Here is a 23,076-nt window from a genome sequence, read left to right as displayed (position 1 = left end):
AACTAGCAACTTGCGTTAATAGTTCCCATAGAATTATCTGCATTCAGAGGAGTTATTCAAGTTCATGAGTATTCCGATTCAGGTTTCACCGGCGACGAACGATCTTGGCACGGTAGTTAAAACTACTCGTGCCGCCTTTCCTCTTCGGTCTAAAGACACGAAGAGGAAAGCCCCGGATGTGGATATACAGGCAAAACCTGCAATCTAACGGTTGATTTCGTCTCTACTTGTAGACTAATCGTCCTTCGATATGACTGTTAAGATTTTGATGATGGGTCAAGTATTCTTCCAGGACATCTTGAGGATTGGTTGCGATTACTTTTGGGTCGCCTAATTTTGTTAATTCTTCATTAGTTATGCCTAAATTATCAGCTGAATTTTGGTAACGATAGTCATCGATACAGATGGTGTAGTGTTGCTCTTCTTGTACAGCTTGTCCCTTAATGCTTAAGGATTCCACCCTTTTTTCGGCATCATTGTAAACTGCCTTAATCCCTTGGTTGACCTGCATATACTGACTTTGACCCTGTATGCGGTTTTCCGGTCTCATGATATGGGCAAATATCTGGGTTAGCTGTACCCCAGTCACTCGAAATTTATAAAGAGAATTTTTGTAAGGGAAAACAGTTCTCAGATCGCTCAAGGTGACTGGAGGTCCTAATTCTTTGCCTCGGATTGCTCCACTGGCAACAAAAACTACATCTAAATTATCGAGTTGAGCAAAGATATCAGCAATTAAGTTCCCCAATTCAGTTTCTTGTTCGCGCTTAGGATGAGTCAGTTTCCGTGATAATCGTCCCATCAGTCGATTATATTTGCGGTCTACCTCTTCTTTGAACGAAGCAATCAGCTTTTCGATTTCGGGATCGGGATCTGCCAGATTATTATCGACCGGAAGCAGTTGCCACTTCCATTCAACAATGCTGTTCGTATCGTCATCGACTACAATATCGAAACGCCCGATCTGGTCTGTCCCTACTCCAGCTTGTGCAATCAGAATATTGTTAACTTCCGCCGGTTGTTCTAAAAATGTATGGGAGTGTCCGCCGATGATCATATCCACACCCCACGCCGGGTCTAGCATTGCTGCCAGTTTTTTATCCTCTTCAAAACCGATGTGTGTCAGAATAATGGTTAAGTCAATGTCATCGTTTTTGTAGGCGTTGCAAATCTTGCCAACTTCTGCGGCAGCATCTTCTAGATTGATAAAAGTGCCAATACTCCTGTCACGTTTTAATGTCTTAAGAGCTTCTTCCGTCACAATGCCGATGAACATAATATCGAATCCATCGACATTGAGGATCAGATAGGGCTGCATCAAGCGTCGGTTATACTTTTTAACGTATAAATTGGCATTGACGATGGGGAAATTTGCCAGCTTTTCCAGGAATAACAAGTGAGGCAAACCATAATCTAATTCGTGGTTCCCCAAGGTCACGACATCAGGAGCCAGGTAATTCATAATTTCTATGGTTGAAAGTCCTTGGTATTCCGAATCAATCGTCGAACCTTGGAGCATATCACCAGAAATCACAAACAGCACGTTTTTCTCGGTCTGGCGCACCTTATTGATATATCCAGAAAGCAGGGACATGCCACCAATCACATGACCTTCTGCGGAACCCGTAGCTTCTGCCAGAAAGTCTCCATGCATATCATTGGAATGTAAGATCGTGAAACGTTTAAACCGCTCTGTGAGAGTCATAGTCTTTTACCTCTGAATACAATTATTTAGTAATGATATCATGTCCGGTTGCATCTGTAGCATCAGCCAGGGCAAAGAAACTAAGGTGATAGGAAAAATCCTTGGCGAAAGAGCAACTCTTCACCTTTGTTTCTGCTAAGGGAAATGATAGGATTGCTTAAACAGGACTCACGTAAAGAAACTAAGGGCGAGCCGAAAAATCGTTGGTAGAGGAAACTCAAGAGCAACGAAGAAACCGGGTTTCTGGCAACGCCCTTGCGTAATTCCTGTATTACTTGGGTAGCCTGCAAATATTTCTGGTAAAACCCGCCCTTCCTATACACAACCAAAGCGAAGGGAGATGATATGATTGGTTTAAGTCAGGGTTCTTGCGTACTTATTGTGCTAAATTGATAGGATAATGCCAAAAAAGTCAAGCCCGGATTTGAAAATTATTGAAATTTCTCAAACCAAATCCACAGCGCTTTAACAGTTTTAATTTATTATTAATTCATTCAAATATTCCGTTGGTTGTTCTTTGTTCAAAATCTCCAACTATTTCACTGAACCATCGTTTAATTGTTCCTCCGCTCTTTTTATAGTAAGTTTCTGCCTTAAGGATTCAAAGGAGTGGCTTTGTAGGCTGCTTGACTGGACTTTGCCAGGTATATGCCTGCCAAAACTACCGAAAAACCTAACAAGTTCACAGGACTTAACTGTTCAGAAAAGATGATCCAGGCAAGTATAGCAGTAATCACCGGATCGAGCAGCAAGAACAGGGCAACGAACCCTGATGAAAATCTTTTGAGGTTATCAGCCTGAAGACTTTGACCAAATACTTGGCAGACCAAAGCTTGAGAAATTACGGTCAACCACCCAGCCAGGGAATAGGGAAAAAGTACATTTTCGCTAAGCAGAACGATGGGGAAGGTCAACAATGCCCCAAAGAAGGAACACCAGAAGAGTAGGGTCGTTGCGGAAAATTTTGTTCGCAGTTTTTCTACAGTCAACAGGTTAGCGGCAGAGAAGAAAGCAGATAGCATGGCAAGCGAGTCACCTGTGAAGTTATCTGTCGTTAAATGCAAATCGCCGAGTCCAATTAAGATAGCTCCGCTGATGGCAATTACCATGCCAAGGAGGAATCTGCCCCCAAAGCATTGATTTAAAAACAGCCATCCCATCAGAGTCGTAAAAAGCGGAGTCAAGTTATGCAAAAGATTAGAGTTGGCGACACTCGTCTGAGTTAAAGACCAAGCCCAAGTGACTAGAGTGCCAGAGAAAAAACAACTCATTGCCAGCAACAAGATTAGATCGCCAGTTGTGTAACGCTTCTGTTCTAACGACAAGTCATCAGACTGTAGGTTGCTCAAAGTCTTGAAGAAATTCAGCAATCCTAAGATGATAGTGGCTACCCAGAAGCGATTGAATATCGTGGCAACCGGGCCGAGTTCGCGTTCACTTAATTTAATAAAGATTGCGGCAAACGATAGGGCAAAGACTGCCAGAAATAACGAAAATAGACCAATACTCCAAGGGAGTCCCTGGGCGATCGCCGATGGTGTTTGTTCTATCTTTTGCGGTGATGCTTTCAGCTCAATTGTCATGTTTATTTTCCCTTTGAAGCCACACTTGCCTCACTCATATCATTTCCGGTTCTTCACCCATAGTTAGGAATGACTTGGGAGAACGGTGACACTCCTGACGGGTCGAGATTTTTATTCAGGGTAATTAGGCGGACATCATATCAAGGGTTGGGGCTGTAAGCTAAATTACTGTATTGCTTGTGGGGTAGGCATCCCTGCCCGCCCCAATATGCAATTTAAATGTGGAACAGCTGATTTCTGTTGCAGCCTCATTCTTGCATCCCTTGGTATAAGAGTCGGGCAAACAGCCTTGCGCCATCATCGGTCTTCAACCGCGTATATGTGGGCGGTTCAGACATTCCCACTGTTCGCAAATCGGACAATAGCTCTGGGTGAAACTGACAAGTGAAAGATCGCCGAATCTGTTTGCTTTCAAAATCTTTGTAGATAATGCAAGTTGCGGAACATTCGGTGACAATTTCATCCTCAATCGCAGTAGAACACAAAATCTCGATCGCGTCCGGCAGTTTCAGTAACCATGCCAGCTGACTACCCGCTAAAATCGACCGATAGGGAATGATGGCATCGTGCAGCAAGCGGTATGCCCAGTTGGCAAATAAGATCGCTGCTTCGTTGACCTCATCCGAGTGAAACATGGCAATGTTGACTTCCCGCTCATATTCGATCGCGGTGTCAATCACGCCTTCGTATTGGTCAGCGGTGATTTCGTGAGCCATAATTAGCTCCTGGGGAATGCCTTTCGCCTCACCATCAGGGGATTGGTAGTGGTGCAACTGGCGATCGCCGACTTCCTTGTGTTCGTTCGGTCCGACGGCAAATTCTGGGTGATCCCAACCTTCAGCAATAACATGACCATTTCGCTTCGTAATTTTGAGGGAACTGCCAAGTTTTTCAATTTCTTGACAAACGCGCTTCAGTGCCTTCAACATTTTACCATCGCGGTCTCTCGGTAGTGCCTCTAAACTCAGCACTTGCTGAACCGCGCGCTTAATCAGATTGATGTGTCCCTGTGCCGCCAGTTGATGTCCCAAACAAATAAACAGTGCTAAGGCACTCGTCGAAGAGCGTGAAATCAGCAGCTTTTCAACCAGACAATGGAGATCCTTGAGCGAACATTTGCCACCTTCAAAAGTAGCAGCATCCCGTACTGACGGATCGCCGCCTTCAACCACCACAGCTAACCCCGACGTAATTAACGGCACCACCACGTCAGTATCGAGCAGTCCAGAAGACCAAACGGGAAACAAAATTGAATCGCAATCGGCAATTTTTTGAGCGATGAAAGCAACATTAAGCGATGCCCGGACATTTTCTCCTAATGGATTTTTGCCAACGTGTTCCCAGGGTTCAATTATGGCGATCGCATTGCGAAATAACGCGGGATGCTGCATCAGAAATTCTAGATCGGTACGCGAGTTAATCACCTTTTCCAGGGGTTTGCCGCATCCCCATTCAAATTTGGCGTTTTCTGTTAGCAGCGATGCGTCTGGTAAAGGATCGGGCGAGTGGCGATCGGCAAGAAATTGACCGATCAAAACATGGACAGATTCAAAATCAGAATCACCTTCGCTTAAATAACCTGGACGTAACCGCCAATTGCTAGGGGTTACTGATTGAGCGACAGTTTGATTGGTTGTATTCATTAAATCAACGCGATTTCGCTTAAGTGAGTACAAACAGACTGAATCTAATTACCCGAACTCCAAACCTCCAAAATTTATGCTAAGATGAAACATTTATAAATTACAATGCTTTATAATTATAGCTGCTATAACTTTTAGGCATACCCAATGCAATTATGGAATTGCGGCATCTTAAATATTTTGTGACTGTTGCAGAAGAACTCAGCTTCAGCCGTGCTGCTGGAAGGCTGTATATTTCACAACCTGCGTTAAGCCGTCAAATTAAACGACTGGAAGATGAACTGAGCGTTGTGCTGTTTCTGCGAAAGTCGGATGGATTAAAACTTACAGAAGCGGGAAAAATTTTTCTGGAACAAGCAAAAGATATTTTGCAGCGAAGTAATGTTGCTGTGCAAACTATCAAGGCTTATTCCATCAATACAGATGAGCCTTTAGTTATTGGCTATATCCCAACAATCCTCCAGAGTTTTCTGGGTGAAACCCTACATAAATTTAGTCTTGCCTATCCTCAAGTTCCCATTCGTTTCCAGGAGATGCCGCCTAGCGAGCAAGTTCTCGCATTGCGAGATGGCGCGATTGACATTGCTTTTATGGGCAATCCACCCGATGAGTTAGAAGAAGAGTTTACAGTTAAATGCGTCAAGCAAGTGCCTATTGATGCTTTGTTACCAGATAGGCATCGATTGGCAAATCAGCCCTCGATTAACCTGATGGAACTTGCTGCTGAAAAATTTATCGGCATGTCGGAAGAAACTTTTCCAGGGCGGAACGATCGGATCCGCGATACTTGCCACAAAGCTGGCTTTAGGCCAAATCTGCACCTATTTGCCGATAGTCATGCCTCAATTATTGCTCTCGTTGCAGCAGGGCAAGGGGTAGCAGTCATGCCCAGGGAGGCAGAAGCACTGCCTCATCCCAAAGTTGTGTTTATGCCGCTGCACCATCCAATATATTACGCCCGATCAACGGCAGTGTGGAGGAAAGAAACACCATACAAATCTTTAGATAAATTCCTCAAAATTATATTTGAGTCTAAGAGAATTTTCTCATGACTTACGCAAACACCAAAGTTTCTCTGAAAAATCGTCGGTTTGGCAACCAAAGATCTACGCAGAAACTTTGGTGATAGGAACGCCCTTGCTTAAGTCCTATTTCTAATATTTTTATTTCTGAAATATTTCCCCTAGTAACGGGTAGGGTACTCTCTTCGGCAGTGTAACGCACCGAGGCGAGACTCTAAAAACAACTAATAATTTTACTCCACAATTAATGGTGAGTTACACTTCGTTAACGCACCCTCAGAACTACTTTGCGTCTGTTCTGACACAATTTATGGTGCGTTACACTTCGTTAACGCACCCTACGAACTACTTTGCGTCAGTTCTGACACAATTAATCCTGCGTTACACTGCGTTAACGCACCCTAGGAACTGCTATGTTGTTGGATAATTGGGTATTTGATTATCCAATAAAAAATTTGTTAGTTTCTGAGATTTTATTGATTGCCGATGACACCTTCTTCTTGGAAGAAGTGATTACTATTAGTGGGTGCGCTGAACCCAGCTTTCACTCCATTGTCTATTTGATTTAGTCCAAATCGAGCGATCTGCTTATCCACTACTGCTTGAGCATTTTCTGCGGCTGTTGCCTGTCCGGCAGCATTTGAAGCATTACCATTATTCGCTGGATTGGCTGCACCTCAAGAAATTTGTTCAGAAGCACGAGCGTTTAAATCGGTAGAAAATTCCCAATCGGTCAAACATACCATATGGGTAACTCCCTATTGTTGCAATTGCTTTACATTTCTTGGCTCATAGGTCTCCTCTCAAAAGCAGATTGAAAATATAAAATCCTTTTCTAGTATGGCTTTCAAGATTTCAATTTAACTTTTAGTACATTAGGGTCGAATGAACAATTAATTCTGCAATATTATTGTGTAATCTCTGACAAATTTTGTCAAGGGATATCGTTAGAAGAAACTTTGACATATCCGAAAGCAAATATACACAATAGTTGTCACAAAGCTGGTTTTACGCTCAAATATTTTAATATCTTAGTGGCTGAGTCTCGATTTGAATCGGGTTTGGTTCAAAAAGCAGGGTCACACCACTCATACGGGTTTGGCTTGTGAAAGGCGAAAATACGTAAATCCCGATAACAGATGCTTTAGTACTGTAAAAAAGGATTCAGCACCATGCCCGCCAAACTTGTTGCGATTGGAGATAGTCTGACTCAAGGGTTCCTAAATGGGAGTATTTCCCAGACACATCTTTCTTATCCAGCGATGATTGCAAGGTGTCTGGGGGAAACCGACTTTAAAGTTCCCGACTTTGCAGGGGAAGGTGGTTTACCTGTTAACTTGGAAACACTGTTTCAGATGCTGGCGGTAAAATTCGGCGAAAAAATAGGCGTTTCTGATTCAATTTCGGCTTTTCTGGCAACGCAAGGGTTTCTAGATCGGGTAGAAGATTACTGGGAAAGGGGCGAGGGAACCCAAGCAACGCAAACTGGACCAGTGCATCATAACCTGGCGGTTTGGGGTTTTGCGTTGGGGAACTGCGATACGCTGACTGAAGCGACTTGTCGTCGATTTATTCCGATACCAAAAGATCATACAGTCAATCAAATCCCTGAATTCGCGATGTACCGCACGGCGAGGCGGACTTTGAATCCCAGTTTTGATGCACAGTACGAAAATTTATCCCAGTTGAGTGCAGCAGCAGAAATTGCTAAAACCCAGGGTGGAATTGAAAATTTGATCTTCTGGTTGGGGTCAAATAACTGTTTGAGTACGGTGACAAATTTAAAGATTAAGTGGTCTGAGGCGGCGGATTTGGATCTTCTTGCCCATCAGCGTAGTTGTAATCTGTGGTTACCTTCGCATTTTAGAACCCTGCTGTGGCAGATTGCAGATAAAATTGATGCGATCGGTGCCAAAAATGTCTTCATCGCTACTATTCCCCACGTCACCATTCCGCCGGTAAGTCGCGGCATTACTCCGGGTGCTACTGAGGAGCAAAAACTCAGCGAGGATGGGTATTACGAATATTACACCCACTTCTGGATTTGGGATGAGGATTTTGCTAACGCACCCGATAAATACCCTCATTTGACTCGCGATCAAGCTCGTACTATCGATGCTGCAATTAACGAGTACAATGAAGCAATTAAACTAGAGGCAAATAAACGCGGCTGGCACTTAGTAGATATATGCAATCGCCTCGATCGACTAGCTTACCGTCGTCAGAAGCGGCATACAACTTACGAGTTTCCTAAAGAATTAGTGGCGGCGCTTAAATCCCATCCTGCTACGAAAGAGAGATTTACATCTGATGGCAAACCGATCCTGGATACGCGCTATCTGAGGTTATATGCCGATCAAACTAATCCAGAGGAGAAATATCGGGGTGGAATTTTCAGCCTCGATGGGATCCATCCCACTACGACGGGTTACGGTATCGTCGCCCATGAGTTTCTTCAAGTGATGGAGCAGGTATTGCCCGCAAAGCCAAAACCGTTAAATTGGCAAGAAATTATTAGCGCCGATACCTTGCTTTTGAAACCACCTGAGAACTTGCAAAATCTGCGGGAGATGCTCAATTTTATGCAAAATCGCACTTTATTGCCCAATTTAATTAAAGTGATTAGTGGGTAAAATTGGTAATAGCTAATGGCTAATTGCTCATGGGAATATTTGACTGGCCTACTATGAGCCATTAGCTAATTGCTAATAGGTAATGGCTAATTGCTCATGGGAATATTTGACTGGCCTACCATTAGCTATTAGCTATTAGCCATGAGCTATTAAGTTAATCCACTCGTTCTAATTGCCAGAGAATTTGGTTACCTTCGCGTCGCACGCGGGATACTACCCAGTTGCGCCACACCCAGTTGTCGCCGCGACTGGTGACGGCGCTGGTGTGGATATCCATTAAGTCGGCTAGTTCGGAACTGGTGATTAGATAGCCTTTATGAGATATTTCATCGGCGATGCGGAGGGTTTCAACAAGATTGCGGAGTTGGGAAACTCTTACCTCGCCGGATATTTGCCCAGCGGTTTCTGCGGGTGAGAGACTGGTTGAGTCGTTCATAGCCAAATCCGAGTTGGGCAGGTTAGAGGGTACTCCACTGGATTGTATCGTTTTGCGATGATCTGGGGGTTGTGCTGTTTCTGTTGCCAACAAGTCAGAGATTGGTGACTGTTGGAGTGAAGGGGTTTTTCCCTGGGCGAAGGCGCGGGCGATCGCATCGCATCTTTCGTTCCCCTCGTTGCCAGCATGACCCCGGACATGTTCCCAGTTTACTTGACTCGAATTGAGTTGATCCAAGGTTTCCCACAGGTCTTGGTTGAGGACTGGGTTTCCTGTGGAGGTTTTCCAGTTTTTCTTTTTCCAACCTTTCACCCATTGGGTGATGCCTTTTTTGAGATATTCGCTATCGGTATAAAGGGTGACAGGTTGGGTTTGTCCGGTGGTAGCTAGGAGTTTTAAGGCAGCGATCGCTGCCAGCATTTCCATCCGGTTATTGGTTGTTTCGGCTTCGGATCCACCCATCTCGTACACCGAGCCATCGGCAAAGTATACCACGACGCCCCAGCCACCAGGGCCTGGGTTGCCGGTACAAGCGCCATCGGTGTAAAGGGAAGAAATTGTACGCGGGAATAACATCAAAGGATTTTGGATTTTAGATTTTAGATTTTAGATTTACTCGCTGCTCAGCTAAAGAATATGTAGATTTTTTTAACGAACTGCACCCATAGAGTCGAGGGCAGGCAGGATGCCCACCCCACAAAAGTTTTTGGAGCAGTCTACTGTACCTTGAGATAATACTCAAACCGCTGCCGCAGTTGTTCAACTGTTAGATTTCCAGTCCAATATTCTACCAGAGCATAACCCAATGCCTTGGCTTCCCGTTCTGGTGAGGTAGAATTATCGAGCAATAAAGGCCACAGCGCCAGCAAGTCAAAATTAATCGACCGATTATCTGTATTCAATAGGGAGAACAGTTCATAAGCCATCTGAAGTTTACCAATGACAACTGGCAATTGTTCGACTGGTATTTTCTGGGCCAGCACATAAGCCAAGCTGGGCGATCCGGTGGAGATGGTGGAGATAAACTGAAGTACGGGACTTTTCAGCAGTGCTGTTAATCCTTGGGTCGTTGCCATCTGGAAACTGTAGCGATCGATAATTTTAGCCGCTGCGATGCTACGTGTTTCTAAGTCGCGCAAAAAGCGAGCCAATCTCAACTGTACGGCGGGGGCGATCGCTTCAATCAATGCCAAGGATAACTCATCCGCATTCCACGCTGTTCTACCCGTTTTGCTATCCTCCGTTACTACAGGCAAAACATTGTCACAATAATCACCTAGTAGTTGGGCGCGATATTCAGTTGCTTCGCGAATCGATATTTCTTTTGGCTTCTCGCCCCATTCCCAATCATAGGGGGGCTGCCATTCGCGGTAAGGACGCAGCTTATCTACTTGCGTCACGACTGCGATCGCGGGTAAATCTGCTACTTCTGCCTTGATATCTTTGAGAAAGTCTACATCCATTTGCAGCGCCGGATCGAGGGCAGGATTAACCAGCAGGAGTAAATCGGCGTTTTTTGTATAATCCAGCACCAATTCCCGCAAGTCTTCACGCTTGACTTGTTCGTATCCTGGTGTATCCCAAAGCGTTAGCGTTTCACCAGTTGAGTTTTCCCAGTGATAGCACTGAATAATAGTTGTGCTAGGTAATACATCAACTTCGGCAAGTTCTGACTGAAATAGCGTGTTAATCAAGCTGCTTTTTCCGGCGCCGGTGCGGCCTACTAGGAGAATATTAACGGGTTTTTGCACAACCGCTTCGGCGGGTTGGGCAGAGGCGAGGATGTCTTGTAGCGTTTGAGTTTGAGCTTTGGGTAGGGTGGGTGTGAGGGAGGAGAAGGTAGCGGGTAGGTTAGTACCGCCGTAGAGAGCGATCGCTTGACGCCACAAGTTCCGCAAAGCTGCTTCCCGCAACAGTTGACTCAAATTGACAATTAATTGTTGATTTGCTTGGTTACTGAAACGCATAGAAGCGCGTTGTGCTACTGCCGCGACAGGATTTAATAACCACTGTGCAAAATTCCAGGCGCGCATAAATTTACGCGCCGATGGTTCTAATTTGCGGTAGATTTCATATGCTTGGAACGCTTGTGCAACGGTAACTTGATTGAGTGCGGGGGATAATTGTTGCATCCACCGATCCATGTCATCTACGGTACCGCGAATTAACCCGTAAGCTTGGGGGACGTAGATGTTGAGCAGGGGATATTTTACTTCTGGATGGTAGATTTTGGCGATGGCGCTGACGAGTTCGGTGCATCGCTGCCAAAAAGTTTGCCAATCTTCCCAAATCGGGCGATCGTTTTGTGCTGCGATTAGGATTTGTTGCAATGCAGCTTCTGCTTGAGTTGTGGCATCGGTTCCCCTGGGCAGTATAGTATCTTTTGTAGTCGATTCCAGTTCTTGATTAACCTCCGCCATTACCGCTTCTATCTGAGCTACGGCGGGTTGAGTCCATCGTACCAACAACCACCGCCAACCGACGAATACAAGGGTGAAAACGCCCCAAATCCAATTAATACCCCATTCGTGGATTTGCCTTCCCGCTGCGACGAGCAAAAAACCGATGATAGTTGCGATTGGGAGTGCTAAGACGAACCATTGCCAGAGTTTTAAACGCACCATTGCCGGATACCTGGATGAGATTTCTTATACTGCTATTGTCGATCTAATGCTGCTTTTATGGGTGCGCGATCTATCTCAGGCACGCTTCGCAATCGCCCCACGCACTAAGATCGGGGTATTATGAAAAGGTAAGGTAAAATATTTGCACCTTACTTTTGGCGCTCAGCAGTGTGAGATCCGAAATTATATTTGCACCTGAATTGCATTACTTAAAGCAAGCGATCGCGCTAAAGTCTTTGATACTATCGAGACACACTTGAAATACGAACCAGAGAAGACAAGTAAAAGCCGCATCAAGCGACTTCAAGGATTGCAGTAGCCTCAATATAGGCTAAGAGTTGACAACTTGCGCGTATTCTATGACGTGATTTACGCTATCGATGCTGGAACGGTAGAAGTCTTAGCAGTTAAAGAAAAAGAAGGTGGAGAATGAGACAAGTTCCAATTGATCAGATAAAAAACGACCTAGCAGGTTATCTACAAATGGCAGAGCAAGAGTATGTAATAATTACTCAAGAAGGAAAGCCTGTTGGCATTTTAATCGGTTTGGAAGACCCGGAAGATTTATGGGAAGAATTGCTATTACGCAATCCAGGTTTTGTGGAAAGAATAGCTCAGGCGCGCAAGAGTTTGAAAGAAGGTAAAGGCATTAGCATGGAGCAGATGAGGGCAAAGTATGATTCCCAATCACTGTAGTTATTAGTAGGGTGCGTTAACGAAGTGTCAACACCGCCACCAGCAATAATATATAAAGTTGCTGCCTAATATCATATCCGTTAGTAGAGACGTTACATGTAACGTCTCTACTTTACATGTAATATCGTTTCAGTTTGTGCCTGAATGAATACACGACTTACGCATAACGAAGCCAGAAACCCGGTTTCTTCGTTGATCTTTGGTTCCGAAACCAACCATTTTTCGTAGAAACCGGGTTGCTTTGCCTAAGTCCTGGAATAAACCGCAGAGGCGCAGAGGACGCAGAGGAAGAGAAGAGAGATTACTAATTCAGATGCAAACGGATTTGATATAACGTCTCTACTTTAATTTTCTATACAGATCTAACTAAAACCTCCTGACGTTGAAATTCCGCCAATTGTTTTTCGATTTCATCCCGCACAATTTGACGATATTCCAGAAAATGTTCGTTGTGAGCGCAAACGGTTAGATAATGTTCCCATACCCCCGGATTATGCCACAAAATTCCCAACAAGTGATGCCAGAATTTCCATCGGGTGTTGCGTTTAAAGCCTTGTCGCCAAATGATAATGCTTAAAGCACGCAAATCGATCCAGCTTGGTAATTTAAAGGGAGTTTTGCATTGAGGTGCGCCCAATTTGAGAAAACAGCGATAAGTTCGATCGAGGAAATTATGCGGTTCATATAATGTCCAAAATGCCTCGATGTATTCCTGGGCAATATCTGCAATGGGACGAGTCGGGACAAAGTTCATTAAAGTACTTTGATTAATATCTTGTTTCCCATTGATTCGCAATCTTCCCTCTTTTTCTAAACGATGCCAGAGGGCAGTATTCGGTAAAGCTTGCAGCATTCCAAACATTGCCGTAGGAATTGCAGCTTGTTCCACAAAGCGAATAATGCGCGAGCTAGCTTCTTTTTTCTCCCCATCAAAGCCAATAATAAATCCTGCCATTGGGCGCAAACCAGCGCGAATAATTTTATCGACTGTTTCCCTTAAAGAACTGCGAGTATTTTGAAACTTTTTTGTCAGTTCTAAACTCTCTTCGTCGGGAGTTTCTATTCCCAAGAATACCGCATCAAAATTACAAGCAACCATCAATTCCATTAACTCTGAATCATCTGCCAAATCCACAGAAGCTTCGGTATTAAAACGGAAAGGATATAAGTGTTCTGCTTGCCAATATTTTAAGTCTTTCAACAACAATTTAACATTGCGCTTATTGCCGATAAAATTGTCATCTACCATAAAAATACCCCGCCGCCATCCTAATTGGTAAAGGTAGTCTAATTCTTTAAGAAGCTGGGCAGGAGTTTTAGTTCGAGGTTTGCGACCATAGAGAACAATAATGTCACAAAATTCACATTGAAACGGACACCCCCGCGAGAATTGAACGGACATTGAGTCATAAGCATCCAATTGCAATAAATCGTAACGAGGAATCGGCGTTTCAGTCACATCCGGTTTTTGATTAGTGCGAAATATCCCGCTTTTTTCTCCTTTTTCTAATGCTTCAACAAACATCGGTAGGGTAATTTCTCCTTCATCTAAGATGAGAAAATCTGCTTCTGCACCTTGAATTTCTTCAGGAACAGAAGTGGGATATGGGCCGCCAACAGCAACTAATTTATGCCGTTGTTTTGCCTCCCGAATTTGCTCAAGTAAATCTTGTTTTTGGACGATCATGGCTGAGAGAATGACAATATCTGCCCATTCCCACTCTGCTTCGCTTACAGGGCAAATATTGCGGTCTACCAGTTTAAATTCCCAAGTTTGCGGTAAAATAGCCGCCACTGTGATTAATCCTAAAGGCGGTAACAAGACTTGGCGATCGACTAATTCTAGAATTTTGTTATAAGACCAAAAAGTTGGTGGAAAAACGGGATATATTAGTAAGGCTCGCACGGTTTGATACTCCTGAGCGAAATTTTCACGGGTATTGGACTAGATTGTAACCGTTTTGCGTTACAGAATCCGATTCAGTAATTTAACCTCACCTCCGCCATGCCTAAAAAAGCCACGTCTCAATCCTCCGCCACGTCGCCAACTACATCCCTGGCGCTGTCGGATCTGCATATCCGCCTAGCAGCTTTAGAAAAAGAACACCAAAGCTTACTTAAAAAGATTAAGCGGAAACGAACCGAGTTGAATAACTTTGTGGAACAGATGCGCTCGCTGGCAACAGAAATCTTTCATCGCGCCACCCCCAGTTTCCGCAAAATGAGCGAACTCGACCAAGAAATTCATGCATTATTCAAAGATATTCTGAACGATAGCAAATTAAGCAAAAAAAATCGCAAAAAGGTAGAAAAGCTTTACAAGAATCTTCAGTATGCCGGAGTTATTAGTCCCAAATTGGATGAGGAACCGGAAGATACAGAACTAGACGAACTTTTTGAAGGCGATGATTCCGTTCCACCACACGAACATCGCCAGCAACAACAAGCACAACGGGAGTTAGAAAATGGTTCTGCTACCAGAAGTGATGAATCGAGAAAGATTCGCCAGACATTTTTGCGATTAGCAGAAATCTTTCACCCGGACATGGTGACAGATACCGAAACGCAGATGCGCCATACGGAAATAATGAAAGAAATTAATAAAGCATATCAAGAAGGAGATTTAGCGCGACTGTTAGAAATAGAACAGCAACATCAAGCCGGAGAATCAATTGATAACAATAGTGAAGATGAGGTGACGGGAAAATGTAACCGCATCGAACAACAAAATCAAATACTAAAACAACAATATGAGAACTTAAAACGGGAACTGCGCCTGGTGAAAAAGACCCCTGAAGGGGCAATGGTTTCAGATTGTAAAAGAGTCAAGAAACAAGGAATTGAGCCAATAGAACAGATATTAGAAGACCTGGGAAATCAAATACACATTGTTTCGCAGATTCGCGACTTTGTCAGAGATTTTCACGAGCAAAAAATCTCGATACAAGAATTTCTTAATGGGCCAGAAGTGTTGAATCGGAGGCAGCAAGAATCCCTAGAAGATTTATATGATGAAATGTTTGGAGATTTCCAGGAGTTCTTTTAAGAGAAACCCGGTTTTTCGCAAAAACCGGGTTTCTGGAGTCGGCGATCGCATCCCAAAAAAGTTGAGAAATTCTGTAGATCGCTACAATGAACACCTCTAACTTCGGCGCGAACTCTACACCACCGTGGTAATTTCCTAATTCTCGGTATCTGAAACCAACTTTCCATTTTCAAAAGCGATCGTTCGTCCCTCGCGCGCATCTTGAACCGAACGGCGTAATCTTTCCTGAAACTTAGGATCGTGAAGCATCAAGTAATCAATCCAATCATCTTCATCAGCAAATCCGACCAAATATCCCACAGGCTTACCCTCATACATCAGGATAATGTCTTCTTCCTGAGCAATTTGCAAGAATTGCAACAAATCTTTTTGAACTTCACTAAGTTGAATCTGTTCCATCACTAACCTCAAATTCCACCTGCTTCACTACCTCCAAAGGTACCTCTAGCGCCTCGGCAATTTGCTCATCGTTTAAGCCACTCTCCAATCTCTTTAACAGTTGCACCTGTAGCGAGCATTTTCCAATGTCGTCTATCTGGAATTTGGCAAGTTAGATTACAACTGCAACACCCCAAATACTTGCGAGTTTTCAACACTAGAAATCCGCATCAAATATCCTGGTTTTACAGGAATCTCAGGCGTCCACTCATAAACCCCATCGCTAGCCGTGCGATCGCTAATAGTTTGAATCAGCTTATTCCCTTCATACAACTCAATCTTGACATCACCCTCAAGATTGTCTCTCCACAAAATCAGATAAGGCTTATTTTGTTCCACTTGTATCTTACCCGTTGGCTGGCTAACCTGGATGTGCGGTGAAGCTGGCTTTGTCTTTCTGTTTCTAAATCCTAAATAATGCGGCAACTCGGCAGAGATAGAACCACTCGATTGAGGCAACATGATATCCCCTAATTTAAAATTGAATATATATGTTGAAGTTCCGCCGTCAATTGTAATGATATCTCCTTGCACTCCTAGGGAGCGCAATAAATTAGCAGCTTCATCCAATGTGGCTCGATTAACTGTTAAAATTGCCAGGGATTCATCGCCATCATTACCATCTTTATTCAGCGTGCCCATGAGGTGATATCTATTTATGGGATTGTTAGCTAATACTTTAGCTGGATGGTCGCTGTACAGGTAAGTAACGATTGCATTTTGCACTTGATTATCGCTCAACGGCTTCCCTGTTTCTGGGTTGTAATCGGTAATATATACTTCTTTTTCGTTCCATACTAAAGTTTTCAGCCGCACATTTTGATAAAATTCGTCTTTTGGTTGCTTAATAGGGCCGTAGGGACTATTTCCCCCAGTCACAACTTGACCGTTAATTTTAACAGGAAAAGATAGCTGGGTACTGGGTTGATATTGTTCAAAAAAAGAACAGTTGATTGCCGAAAAAACATCTGAATTGTAAAGCTTTTTGTATTCTGCTGCTACTTCATAAAACAACTTCATTTTAAAAAAAGGGCTATAATATTGATTTTCTCCCTGGTAATAAGCTCCCTGACTAATACCCATTTTATCCACTTCTCCAATTAGTTGGTCTATTTGCATCTTTCCCACATCAATAACTTGCAAATAAGCTTCATTTCCATTCGCTAATTGTTTTTTGTATAACCCTGCACCATCTCTAACTTCAATCGGTTATAAAGAAATATTTATATTGGCGGATTGTCCGAACACAAGACTAACTGTAGTCACAAAAACAGCAGCGAAAATCATCAATAAAATCGGCAATATTTTTTTGAGCGCGTTCATAAATATCCATTCCTCTCAAGAAGGCTAATATCATGTCCGGTTCTTCACCCATCTATTTAGGAATGATATCAAATCCGGTTGCATCGGAATGATTAGCTTTCTTGCTAATTGCTAATTGCTAATTGCTCGCTTGCAAGAAAAGCCCCGGCGCGGAGTAATTCCGATGCAAAGGTCAACGATATGACGCCCAGATACGGTGACACGGTGACGCGGGGAGATTTTTATTCAGGGTAATTAGGCGGACATCATATAATTCCCCGCCGATACTAGGCGTGGTTTCCTTCTTTAATCGGGACAAAGTTACTCCATCACATCATCTGTTGCAGGTTCACCAGGATAAAAGCTATCATTCAAAATTTCTTCTAACGTATAAGGGCAATTCTCTGGAAAGGTTTTTCGCGGCAGGTTTGTTTCTCCTGTTGCCAAATCTCTACCACCCTCATATATCTTTTGCAATGTTTCCTGAAGATAGGGCTTAAGACTGGGATTTTCATCCAGCAATTCTTGAGTATCGCGACGCTGAACGCGAATTGTCATCAACCAGCTACGGCTGCGTCGTTCGGCTTGATATTCCCATTTCAACAGATGTCCAATTAAAACCTTTAAGCGATTTCTTAATTCGGCGCGTTGTTGTTTTCCCAATGACTCAATCTCCTCGATTAAATTAGGCAGATCGAGTAAACTCCATTGCTGATGTTTGAGGAGTTTTGCTTGTGACTGCGTCCAGGCATAGAAGTCAGTCTCATAAAGACTTTGTATTAAGATTTCCGGTGTTTCTCCGGTTTGTGGTGTTTGCATAAAAAAGTCAAAACCTGGCGTGATTTCCTTAATTCTAAAACCTTGGTTAATAATTTTGGGATAAGCAGGCGTTGGCGCAGCGTGCGGTCGGCATATCGCGTAGGATGGGCGTCAGCGCTCAGCGTGCGGTCGGCAGATCGCATTCTGCAACATCATCTATTTTGCAGATGCGATCGCCTCAATCAAACATCTTCTAAAAAGATTCTGCCTTCTTCCTTTTGGCTTTTCCGAGATTGCTCAATGATGTTGATAAATTTTGGGTTCGTACCCAGGCTGATACAGCGGCTTGCAGCCGCGTGAGGGAAAGCGTTATCGCGCTCGTTTGTCAAGCGCGCACCCTTAAGGGTGCGCGCTTGACAAACTCAGGTGTACCTCATCCGAGTGCAATCCGCTATAGTTTCCAGATCGACATCTTCAATAGAGAACAAGGCAGCGACAGGCTGACCGTTGCGAGTTAGAATGAGAGGCTGCTCGTTGTTGCCATAATTCTCTAATATTGAGGCAATTTCGCTGATTTCAACTGTTTTCATAGTTCAATTATCTTCCCGCTAAAAGGCTGTTTCTCGAAAAAGCAATACGGTATGGCAAAGCTGTAGACTCCAAAATCTCTACGCCAAAAATAGCTTATACGCCGGATTATTACTTTCATCCCAATACTGATAACCCAACGTATCTAAAAATGCCTGCCACTGTTGCATCTCGTCTGGTGGCACTTGTATCCCCACCACAATTCGCCCGTAATCTGCCCCATTATTTCGATAGTGAAATACACTAATATTCCAGTTAGGACTCATCGAACCGACAAACTTCATCAACGCACCTGGACGTTCGGGAAATTCAAACCGATAGAATAATTCGTGATGTGCAAGAGCAGAACGCCCGCCCACCATGTGGCGCAAGTGTAATTTAGTTAATTCATCATCGGTTAAATCTAAAGTTTTGAACCCGCAATCTTCAAAAGTTTGCGCTAATTTTGTCGCATCGTTGCGGTTTTGAATTTGCACGCCAATAAAAATATGTGCCTCTTTTTCATCCGCAATGCGATAGCTAAATTCGGTCAAGTTGCGTTTACCCAAACAATCGCAAAACTGACGCAAACTGCCCGGTTCTTCGGGAATCGTAACTGCATAAATCGCTTCGCGGCGTTCCCCTAATTCTGCCCGTTCTGCCACAAAACGCAAGCGGTCGAAGTTCATATTTGCACCGCAAGCAACGGCAACTAATGTTTCTCCTACAATTTGCTCGCGTTCTACATAAGCTTTAGCCCCAGCAATAGCCAACGCCCCCGCAGGTTCCACAATCGAGCGGGTATCTTCAAACACATCTTTAATCGCCGCACAAGTATCGTCAGTATCAACGCGAATAATTTCATCGACATATTGCTGACACAAGCGGAAAGTTTCTTCCCCAACTTCGCGCACTGCAACGCCGTCGGCAAACAATCCAACTTGAGATAAACGCACTCGTTTACCTGCTTTGAGCGATTGATACATGGCATCGGCATCGACAGGTTCAACGCCGATAATTTTAATTTCCGGACGCAATCTTTTGACATATGCTCCAATTCCAGAAATCAATCCGCCGCCGCCAATGGCGACAAAAATTGCATGAATTGGTTTCTGATATTGCCGCAGAATTTCCATACCAATTGTTCCCTGTCCGGCAATCACATCGGGGTCATCAAACGGGTGAATAAATGTCAAGCCTTTTTCTGCTTCCAATTGACGCGCATAAGCATAAGCATCGTCGTAAGTATCGCCGTGCAAAACTACTTCTCCCCCGCGTGCCTTGACTGCATTAATCTTGACTTGGGGTGTAGTTACAGGCATGACAATAATTGCTCGCGTGCCAAGCTGACGCGCACCCAGGGCGACACCTTGGGCATGATTTCCCGCCGAGGCAGCTATTACACCTTGTGCGAGCAAATCTGGGGGCAATTGCGCCATTTTGTTGTACGCACCCCGCAGCTTGAAGGAAAAGACAGATTGCATGTCCTCGCGCTTCAGCAGCAGTTTATTATTCAGTCGCGTGGAGAGATTTGGCGCGTATTCTAGCGCTGTTTCTTGAGCAACATCGTAGACGCGGGCGGTGAGGATGGAAACTAGGTAGTCGCAAAGCATGGGGTCAACAGGTGAGCAGATGGCAGATGGTGGGATAATTTTACGGCACTTTGCGTACTTATTGGTGAGGTTGGGGGAGCGATCGCTAGCAAAGCACTGATAACTTGAGTTAGTTTTGTTTTATTTGATTGCACTTATAAAGAATCAATCCCTTTCTTGCATCAGTATCAAACTTTAATCCTACTTCTGCTTCCGAGGCTATTTCTACCTGATTTTGGGAAATGTCATTCATCATAATACTCTCAATTTTAGCTGAGTAGCAGTATGACAGTTCATCGTTAACTAAAACCAAAAAAAGACTTTCTCCTACATTCAAATTAATATTGCTTACTTTTGCTACGGCTGCTTTTGACCTCTTAAACCACTCTGTAATTTTCCCAATCTCCCTTGCTTGCCCTATAGAAGTCTGTTGTAAAATTACGTGGTAGGTCACTAATTCAGCGAGAGCTTTGCACAGTGTCTCGAAATACGATTCTTCTAAGTTTATCGTTAGTCTTTATCATCCCACGGACAGTTGAAATTCTGAGGCTGACTGTCTTGAGAAGGTCGTCAAACATCGCAATTTACTCTCCGATAACTTGCGAAAGCATTTCGTCAAATATCCTGATTCGCTCCTGAATCTCTGCCTTGGTTTTTCCGCCTCCTGTAAGCAGACTAGATTCCGGCTTTTTAAAGAGGTTTTTTGTCTCTTCAATGACTCTATCTCTTTTAGCAATCAATTTTTCTGATTCAGGCAAATACCTGCTAAAACCAACCATAACAGCATCATAATATGCTTTATAAGATTTTTTAGACCAATTTTGAGAACCAGGCTCAAATGGTTTGAATAAATGCTCTCCATAAATTAGGTGAGCTATTTCGATTGTTCTGACAAAAATATCTTCCAAGTAATTGATATCTTCCTCGGTAAAATTCAAACTCTTCATCATATATAAATCTAAAAATCCTTCCATTCCTTTGCGGAAATGATCGACATTTCTGAGAGCGTAGAAACGCAGAACTAACTCAGCATCTTCCATTTTTTTATAAAGGGTATTTTCCTGTAATTCGGGGTCGTTATCGTCTTTCGGAATCCCCCAAGCTTCAGCAAATATGGGATGGCGCGCTAATTTGAGCAATAGTTCATTGAACTTTCCATAATACAAACAGTTTCGCACTTCCTGCTGGCTTAAATCTACTCCTCCAGTGTTAAGGCGCTCAAAGGTTTTCTGTTTGAGGAATAGAGCTTCTTCAGGATCGGAAGTTGATTCTGCAATAATTACTATAGATGATATCGAGCGACGGTCGATCCCTGCTCTAATTTTTATAGGAAGTTTGTCGTAAGTACGTCCATTTAATTCAGGCCAAAGTTCAAGCCCTGTTAATGTAAGCTTATTTTCATAAAAATCCCGAATAGCAGTAATTCTTTGCTGACCATCCATAACCTCATAAGAATTGTAATCTTTTTCGTATAAAATTATTGAAGGAACGGGAATATTAATCAGAAATGACTCGATTAGTTGGGATTGCATCTTAGGACTCCAACGCGCCCTTCTTTGGTAAAATGGTCGCACGTTCATATAACCAGGCTTCTTTAATGCCTCGACAAAGCTCGGAAGCTTTTCACGGTTAATTTCGGTAAGAATTCTATTCTCTCTTAACTCGTACTTTTGGGTTATCTCACTATCAGACATTTTAGTCCGAGTTTTTGCGGGCGAACTCTCCCACATTTTTTCTTCAACTGGTGCAAGTGGCATTTTTTGTATTTTCCATCGTCACAACTTGTTAATTATTGTAGCATTTCCCTAATCAGCCTCAGAATCGAAATCTAGGAAGCTACCCTTGTGCTACACAATATAGTTTTAGCTGCACGCTGAAACAGCGATCGCTCATCCCCAAAAACCGTAACGCCTTGCACATTCCTATTTTGCAGCCATCTGGCTAAATGCCGGTATCACCGACTACACGAACGCGCGAAGCGCACAAAATCCATCAATGGTTTGATCTGGCAATGCAGCCCGTGTCTATAAAATATTACTTTGGCTAGATGATGCGGCAGATTTTTCTAGTTAATGTGAGATTTGTGTGACTCAAAAACAGTAAAGGATTGTGGTGATGAAAAATTTAATTGTTAGCGCGATCGCATTTGTCAAAAAGCTTCATGTAAAGCGTTTAGTGGCAGTTTTAATCGTCATTGGCACGCTATTTTTAGCAAATGTTAACGCGGTTTCAGCAAATACTTTCTCTGGTGGACAAGGAACAGAATCATCAAGATTCCTCGAAAAAATGCAAAAGGCTGATGAAAAATCCGAAAGACCAAAAACCACCGGAGAATGGCTGGAAGAAGCTCGTGAAGATGTTCCCCTGAACGAACGAGTTGATAATATTGCGCGCGAATCAGCCGAGGCATTTAAGCAGTTTGGCAAGCTCTATACCACAGGCGCTGAAGAAACTGCGCGTGCCGTGAAAGAAAACGCCCAAGAGGCAGCTGAAAATGTTTTGAAGTAAGAGCGGAAATCTGATTCTTAGGACTTACGCAACTGTCATAATATTGAAGGAATTTTCAGGTACGTTGTTGCGCTGTCTTCGCCAGCAGCTAGCGAAGACAGCGCAACAACGTACCTAATTCAATGTGCCAGTTGCGTAAGTTCTGATTCTGACAAATATAGCGGTTTGCAGTCGTATGAGGTGGACCAACAGCAGTGTGCGGGCACCCTTAAGGGTGCCGCTACACAAACGAAGCCTTAAGGCTGTACCTGACTCACTTCGCGACTAGGGCTTGAGCTGCGGGTTGTTTCAATCGTCATAACGACAGCTTCAGCCGTCATAACGACAGCTTCAGCCGTCATAATGACAGCTTCATCCGTCATAACGACAGCTTCAGCCGTCTTCAAGGACGCTCTTACGCGGAGAATGGGAGACGCGGAGAAAGAATTCAGGCGGGGATTGAAACCCCGTCTGAATTCAGGCGACTGAAATCTTCGATTTCAGTCGGGGTCTTAGACCCTTGGGACTGCCGTCCCCGCGTCG

General features: G+C 43.7%; 19 protein-coding genes. 5 read left to right on the top strand and 14 right to left on the bottom strand.

Annotated features, from left to right (window positions below):
* Nucleotides 1-223: 223 nt before the first annotated feature.
* The 4 genes from ACE1CM_RS27060 to ACE1CM_RS27045 form a co-directional block, all read right to left on the bottom strand.
* Nucleotides 224-1,705 (bottom strand): bifunctional metallophosphatase/5'-nucleotidase, encoded by a 1,482-nt coding sequence (locus tag ACE1CM_RS27060; RefSeq protein ID WP_374881953.1) that lies wholly within the window; start codon nt 1,703-1,705, stop codon nt 224-226.
* 412 nt (nt 1,706-2,117) lie between these two features.
* A complete protein-coding gene (locus tag ACE1CM_RS27055) occupies nt 2,118-2,195 on the bottom strand; it encodes a transposase (RefSeq protein WP_374881974.1) in 78 nt (25 codons plus the stop codon).
* A 103-nt stretch (nt 2,196-2,298) separates the two neighbouring features.
* Nucleotides 2,299-3,288 carry a DMT family transporter gene (locus ACE1CM_RS27050; protein WP_374881952.1) on the bottom strand — a complete coding sequence of 330 codons (990 nt, stop codon included), beginning with the start codon at nt 3,286-3,288 and terminating at the stop codon, nt 2,299-2,301.
* A gap of 248 nt (nt 3,289-3,536) precedes the next feature.
* Complete coding sequence (locus tag ACE1CM_RS27045; RefSeq protein ID WP_374881951.1) at nt 3,537-4,931, bottom strand: hypothetical protein; 1,395 nt, start codon at nt 4,929-4,931, stop codon at nt 3,537-3,539.
* Between the two features lie 155 nt (nt 4,932-5,086).
* On the opposite strand from ACE1CM_RS27045, the gene ACE1CM_RS27040 reads away from it, so the two are divergent.
* Both ACE1CM_RS27040 and ACE1CM_RS27035 read left to right on the top strand, forming a co-directional pair.
* Complete coding sequence (locus ACE1CM_RS27040) at nt 5,087-5,983, top strand: LysR family transcriptional regulator (RefSeq protein WP_374881950.1); 897 nt, start codon at nt 5,087-5,089, stop codon at nt 5,981-5,983.
* Nucleotides 5,984-7,125: 1,142 nt separating this feature from the next.
* Nucleotides 7,126-8,586: an SGNH/GDSL hydrolase family protein gene (locus tag ACE1CM_RS27035; RefSeq protein ID WP_374881949.1), complete on the top strand. Its 1,461-nt coding sequence runs from the start codon at nt 7,126-7,128 to the stop codon at nt 8,584-8,586.
* 154 nt (nt 8,587-8,740) lie between these two features.
* Here ACE1CM_RS27035 and rnhA read toward each other — a convergent pair whose 3' ends face one another.
* A complete protein-coding gene (gene rnhA, locus ACE1CM_RS27030; protein WP_374881948.1) occupies nt 8,741-9,598 on the bottom strand; it encodes a ribonuclease HI in 858 nt (285 codons plus the stop codon).
* A gap of 140 nt (nt 9,599-9,738) precedes the next feature.
* Nucleotides 9,739-11,646, bottom strand: a complete 1,908-nt coding sequence (locus ACE1CM_RS27025; RefSeq protein ID WP_374881947.1) for a GTPase family protein — start codon at nt 11,644-11,646, stop codon at nt 9,739-9,741.
* Between the two features lie 429 nt (nt 11,647-12,075).
* Here ACE1CM_RS27025 and ACE1CM_RS27020 point away from each other — a divergent pair, with 429 nt between their 5' ends.
* Entirely contained in the window at nt 12,076-12,342 is a 267-nt protein-coding gene (locus tag ACE1CM_RS27020; protein ID WP_374881946.1) for a type II toxin-antitoxin system Phd/YefM family antitoxin, read from the top strand.
* Between the two features lie 352 nt (nt 12,343-12,694).
* On the opposite strand, the gene ACE1CM_RS27015 is transcribed toward ACE1CM_RS27020, so the two are convergent.
* Nucleotides 12,695-14,248 carry a B12-binding domain-containing radical SAM protein gene (locus tag ACE1CM_RS27015; protein WP_374881945.1) on the bottom strand — a complete coding sequence of 518 codons (1,554 nt, stop codon included), beginning with the start codon at nt 14,246-14,248 and terminating at the stop codon, nt 12,695-12,697.
* Between the two features lie 99 nt (nt 14,249-14,347).
* On the opposite strand from ACE1CM_RS27015, the gene ACE1CM_RS27010 reads away from it, so the two are divergent.
* Nucleotides 14,348-15,388, top strand: a complete 1,041-nt coding sequence (locus ACE1CM_RS27010) for a J domain-containing protein (protein WP_374881944.1) — start codon at nt 14,348-14,350, stop codon at nt 15,386-15,388.
* Nucleotides 15,389-15,523: 135 nt separating this feature from the next.
* Here the strand turns inward: ACE1CM_RS27010 and ACE1CM_RS27005 are convergent, their stop codons facing one another.
* The 7 genes from ACE1CM_RS27005 to ACE1CM_RS26975 form a co-directional block, all read right to left on the bottom strand.
* Nucleotides 15,524-15,787, bottom strand: coding sequence for a prevent-host-death protein (locus ACE1CM_RS27005; RefSeq protein WP_374881943.1), 264 nt, complete (start codon nt 15,785-15,787; stop codon nt 15,524-15,526).
* 156 nt (nt 15,788-15,943) lie between these two features.
* Complete coding sequence (locus ACE1CM_RS27000) at nt 15,944-16,969, bottom strand: hypothetical protein (protein ID WP_374881942.1); 1,026 nt, start codon at nt 16,967-16,969, stop codon at nt 15,944-15,946.
* Nucleotides 16,970-17,449: 480 nt separating this feature from the next.
* Nucleotides 17,450-17,947, bottom strand: a complete 498-nt coding sequence (locus ACE1CM_RS26995; protein WP_374881941.1) for a DUF29 domain-containing protein — start codon at nt 17,945-17,947, stop codon at nt 17,450-17,452.
* Nucleotides 17,948-18,309: 362 nt separating this feature from the next.
* A complete protein-coding gene (locus ACE1CM_RS26990; RefSeq protein ID WP_374881940.1) occupies nt 18,310-18,477 on the bottom strand; it encodes a hypothetical protein in 168 nt (55 codons plus the stop codon).
* 78 nt (nt 18,478-18,555) lie between these two features.
* Nucleotides 18,556-20,067 carry a threonine ammonia-lyase, biosynthetic gene (ilvA, locus tag ACE1CM_RS26985; RefSeq protein WP_374881939.1) on the bottom strand — a complete coding sequence of 504 codons (1,512 nt, stop codon included), beginning with the start codon at nt 20,065-20,067 and terminating at the stop codon, nt 18,556-18,558.
* A gap of 109 nt (nt 20,068-20,176) precedes the next feature.
* Entirely contained in the window at nt 20,177-20,500 is a 324-nt protein-coding gene (locus tag ACE1CM_RS26980) for a hypothetical protein (RefSeq protein WP_374881938.1), read from the bottom strand.
* A 130-nt stretch (nt 20,501-20,630) separates the two neighbouring features.
* Entirely contained in the window at nt 20,631-21,803 is a 1,173-nt protein-coding gene (locus tag ACE1CM_RS26975; RefSeq protein ID WP_374881937.1) for a DUF262 domain-containing protein, read from the bottom strand.
* Between the two features lie 358 nt (nt 21,804-22,161).
* Here ACE1CM_RS26975 and ACE1CM_RS26970 point away from each other — a divergent pair, with 358 nt between their 5' ends.
* Nucleotides 22,162-22,554 carry a hypothetical protein gene (locus ACE1CM_RS26970; RefSeq protein WP_374881936.1) on the top strand — a complete coding sequence of 131 codons (393 nt, stop codon included), beginning with the start codon at nt 22,162-22,164 and terminating at the stop codon, nt 22,552-22,554.
* The last annotated feature ends 522 nt before the right edge of the window (nt 22,555-23,076 follow it).

The organism is Microseira sp. BLCC-F43, assembly GCF_041929235.1.
In the GTDB taxonomy this organism is placed as follows: Bacteria; Cyanobacteriota; Cyanobacteriia; order Cyanobacteriales; family Aerosakkonemataceae; genus Microseira.
The sequence above is the reverse complement of the archived record's forward strand: the minus strand, read 5'-3'. Positions and strand labels throughout refer to the sequence as shown.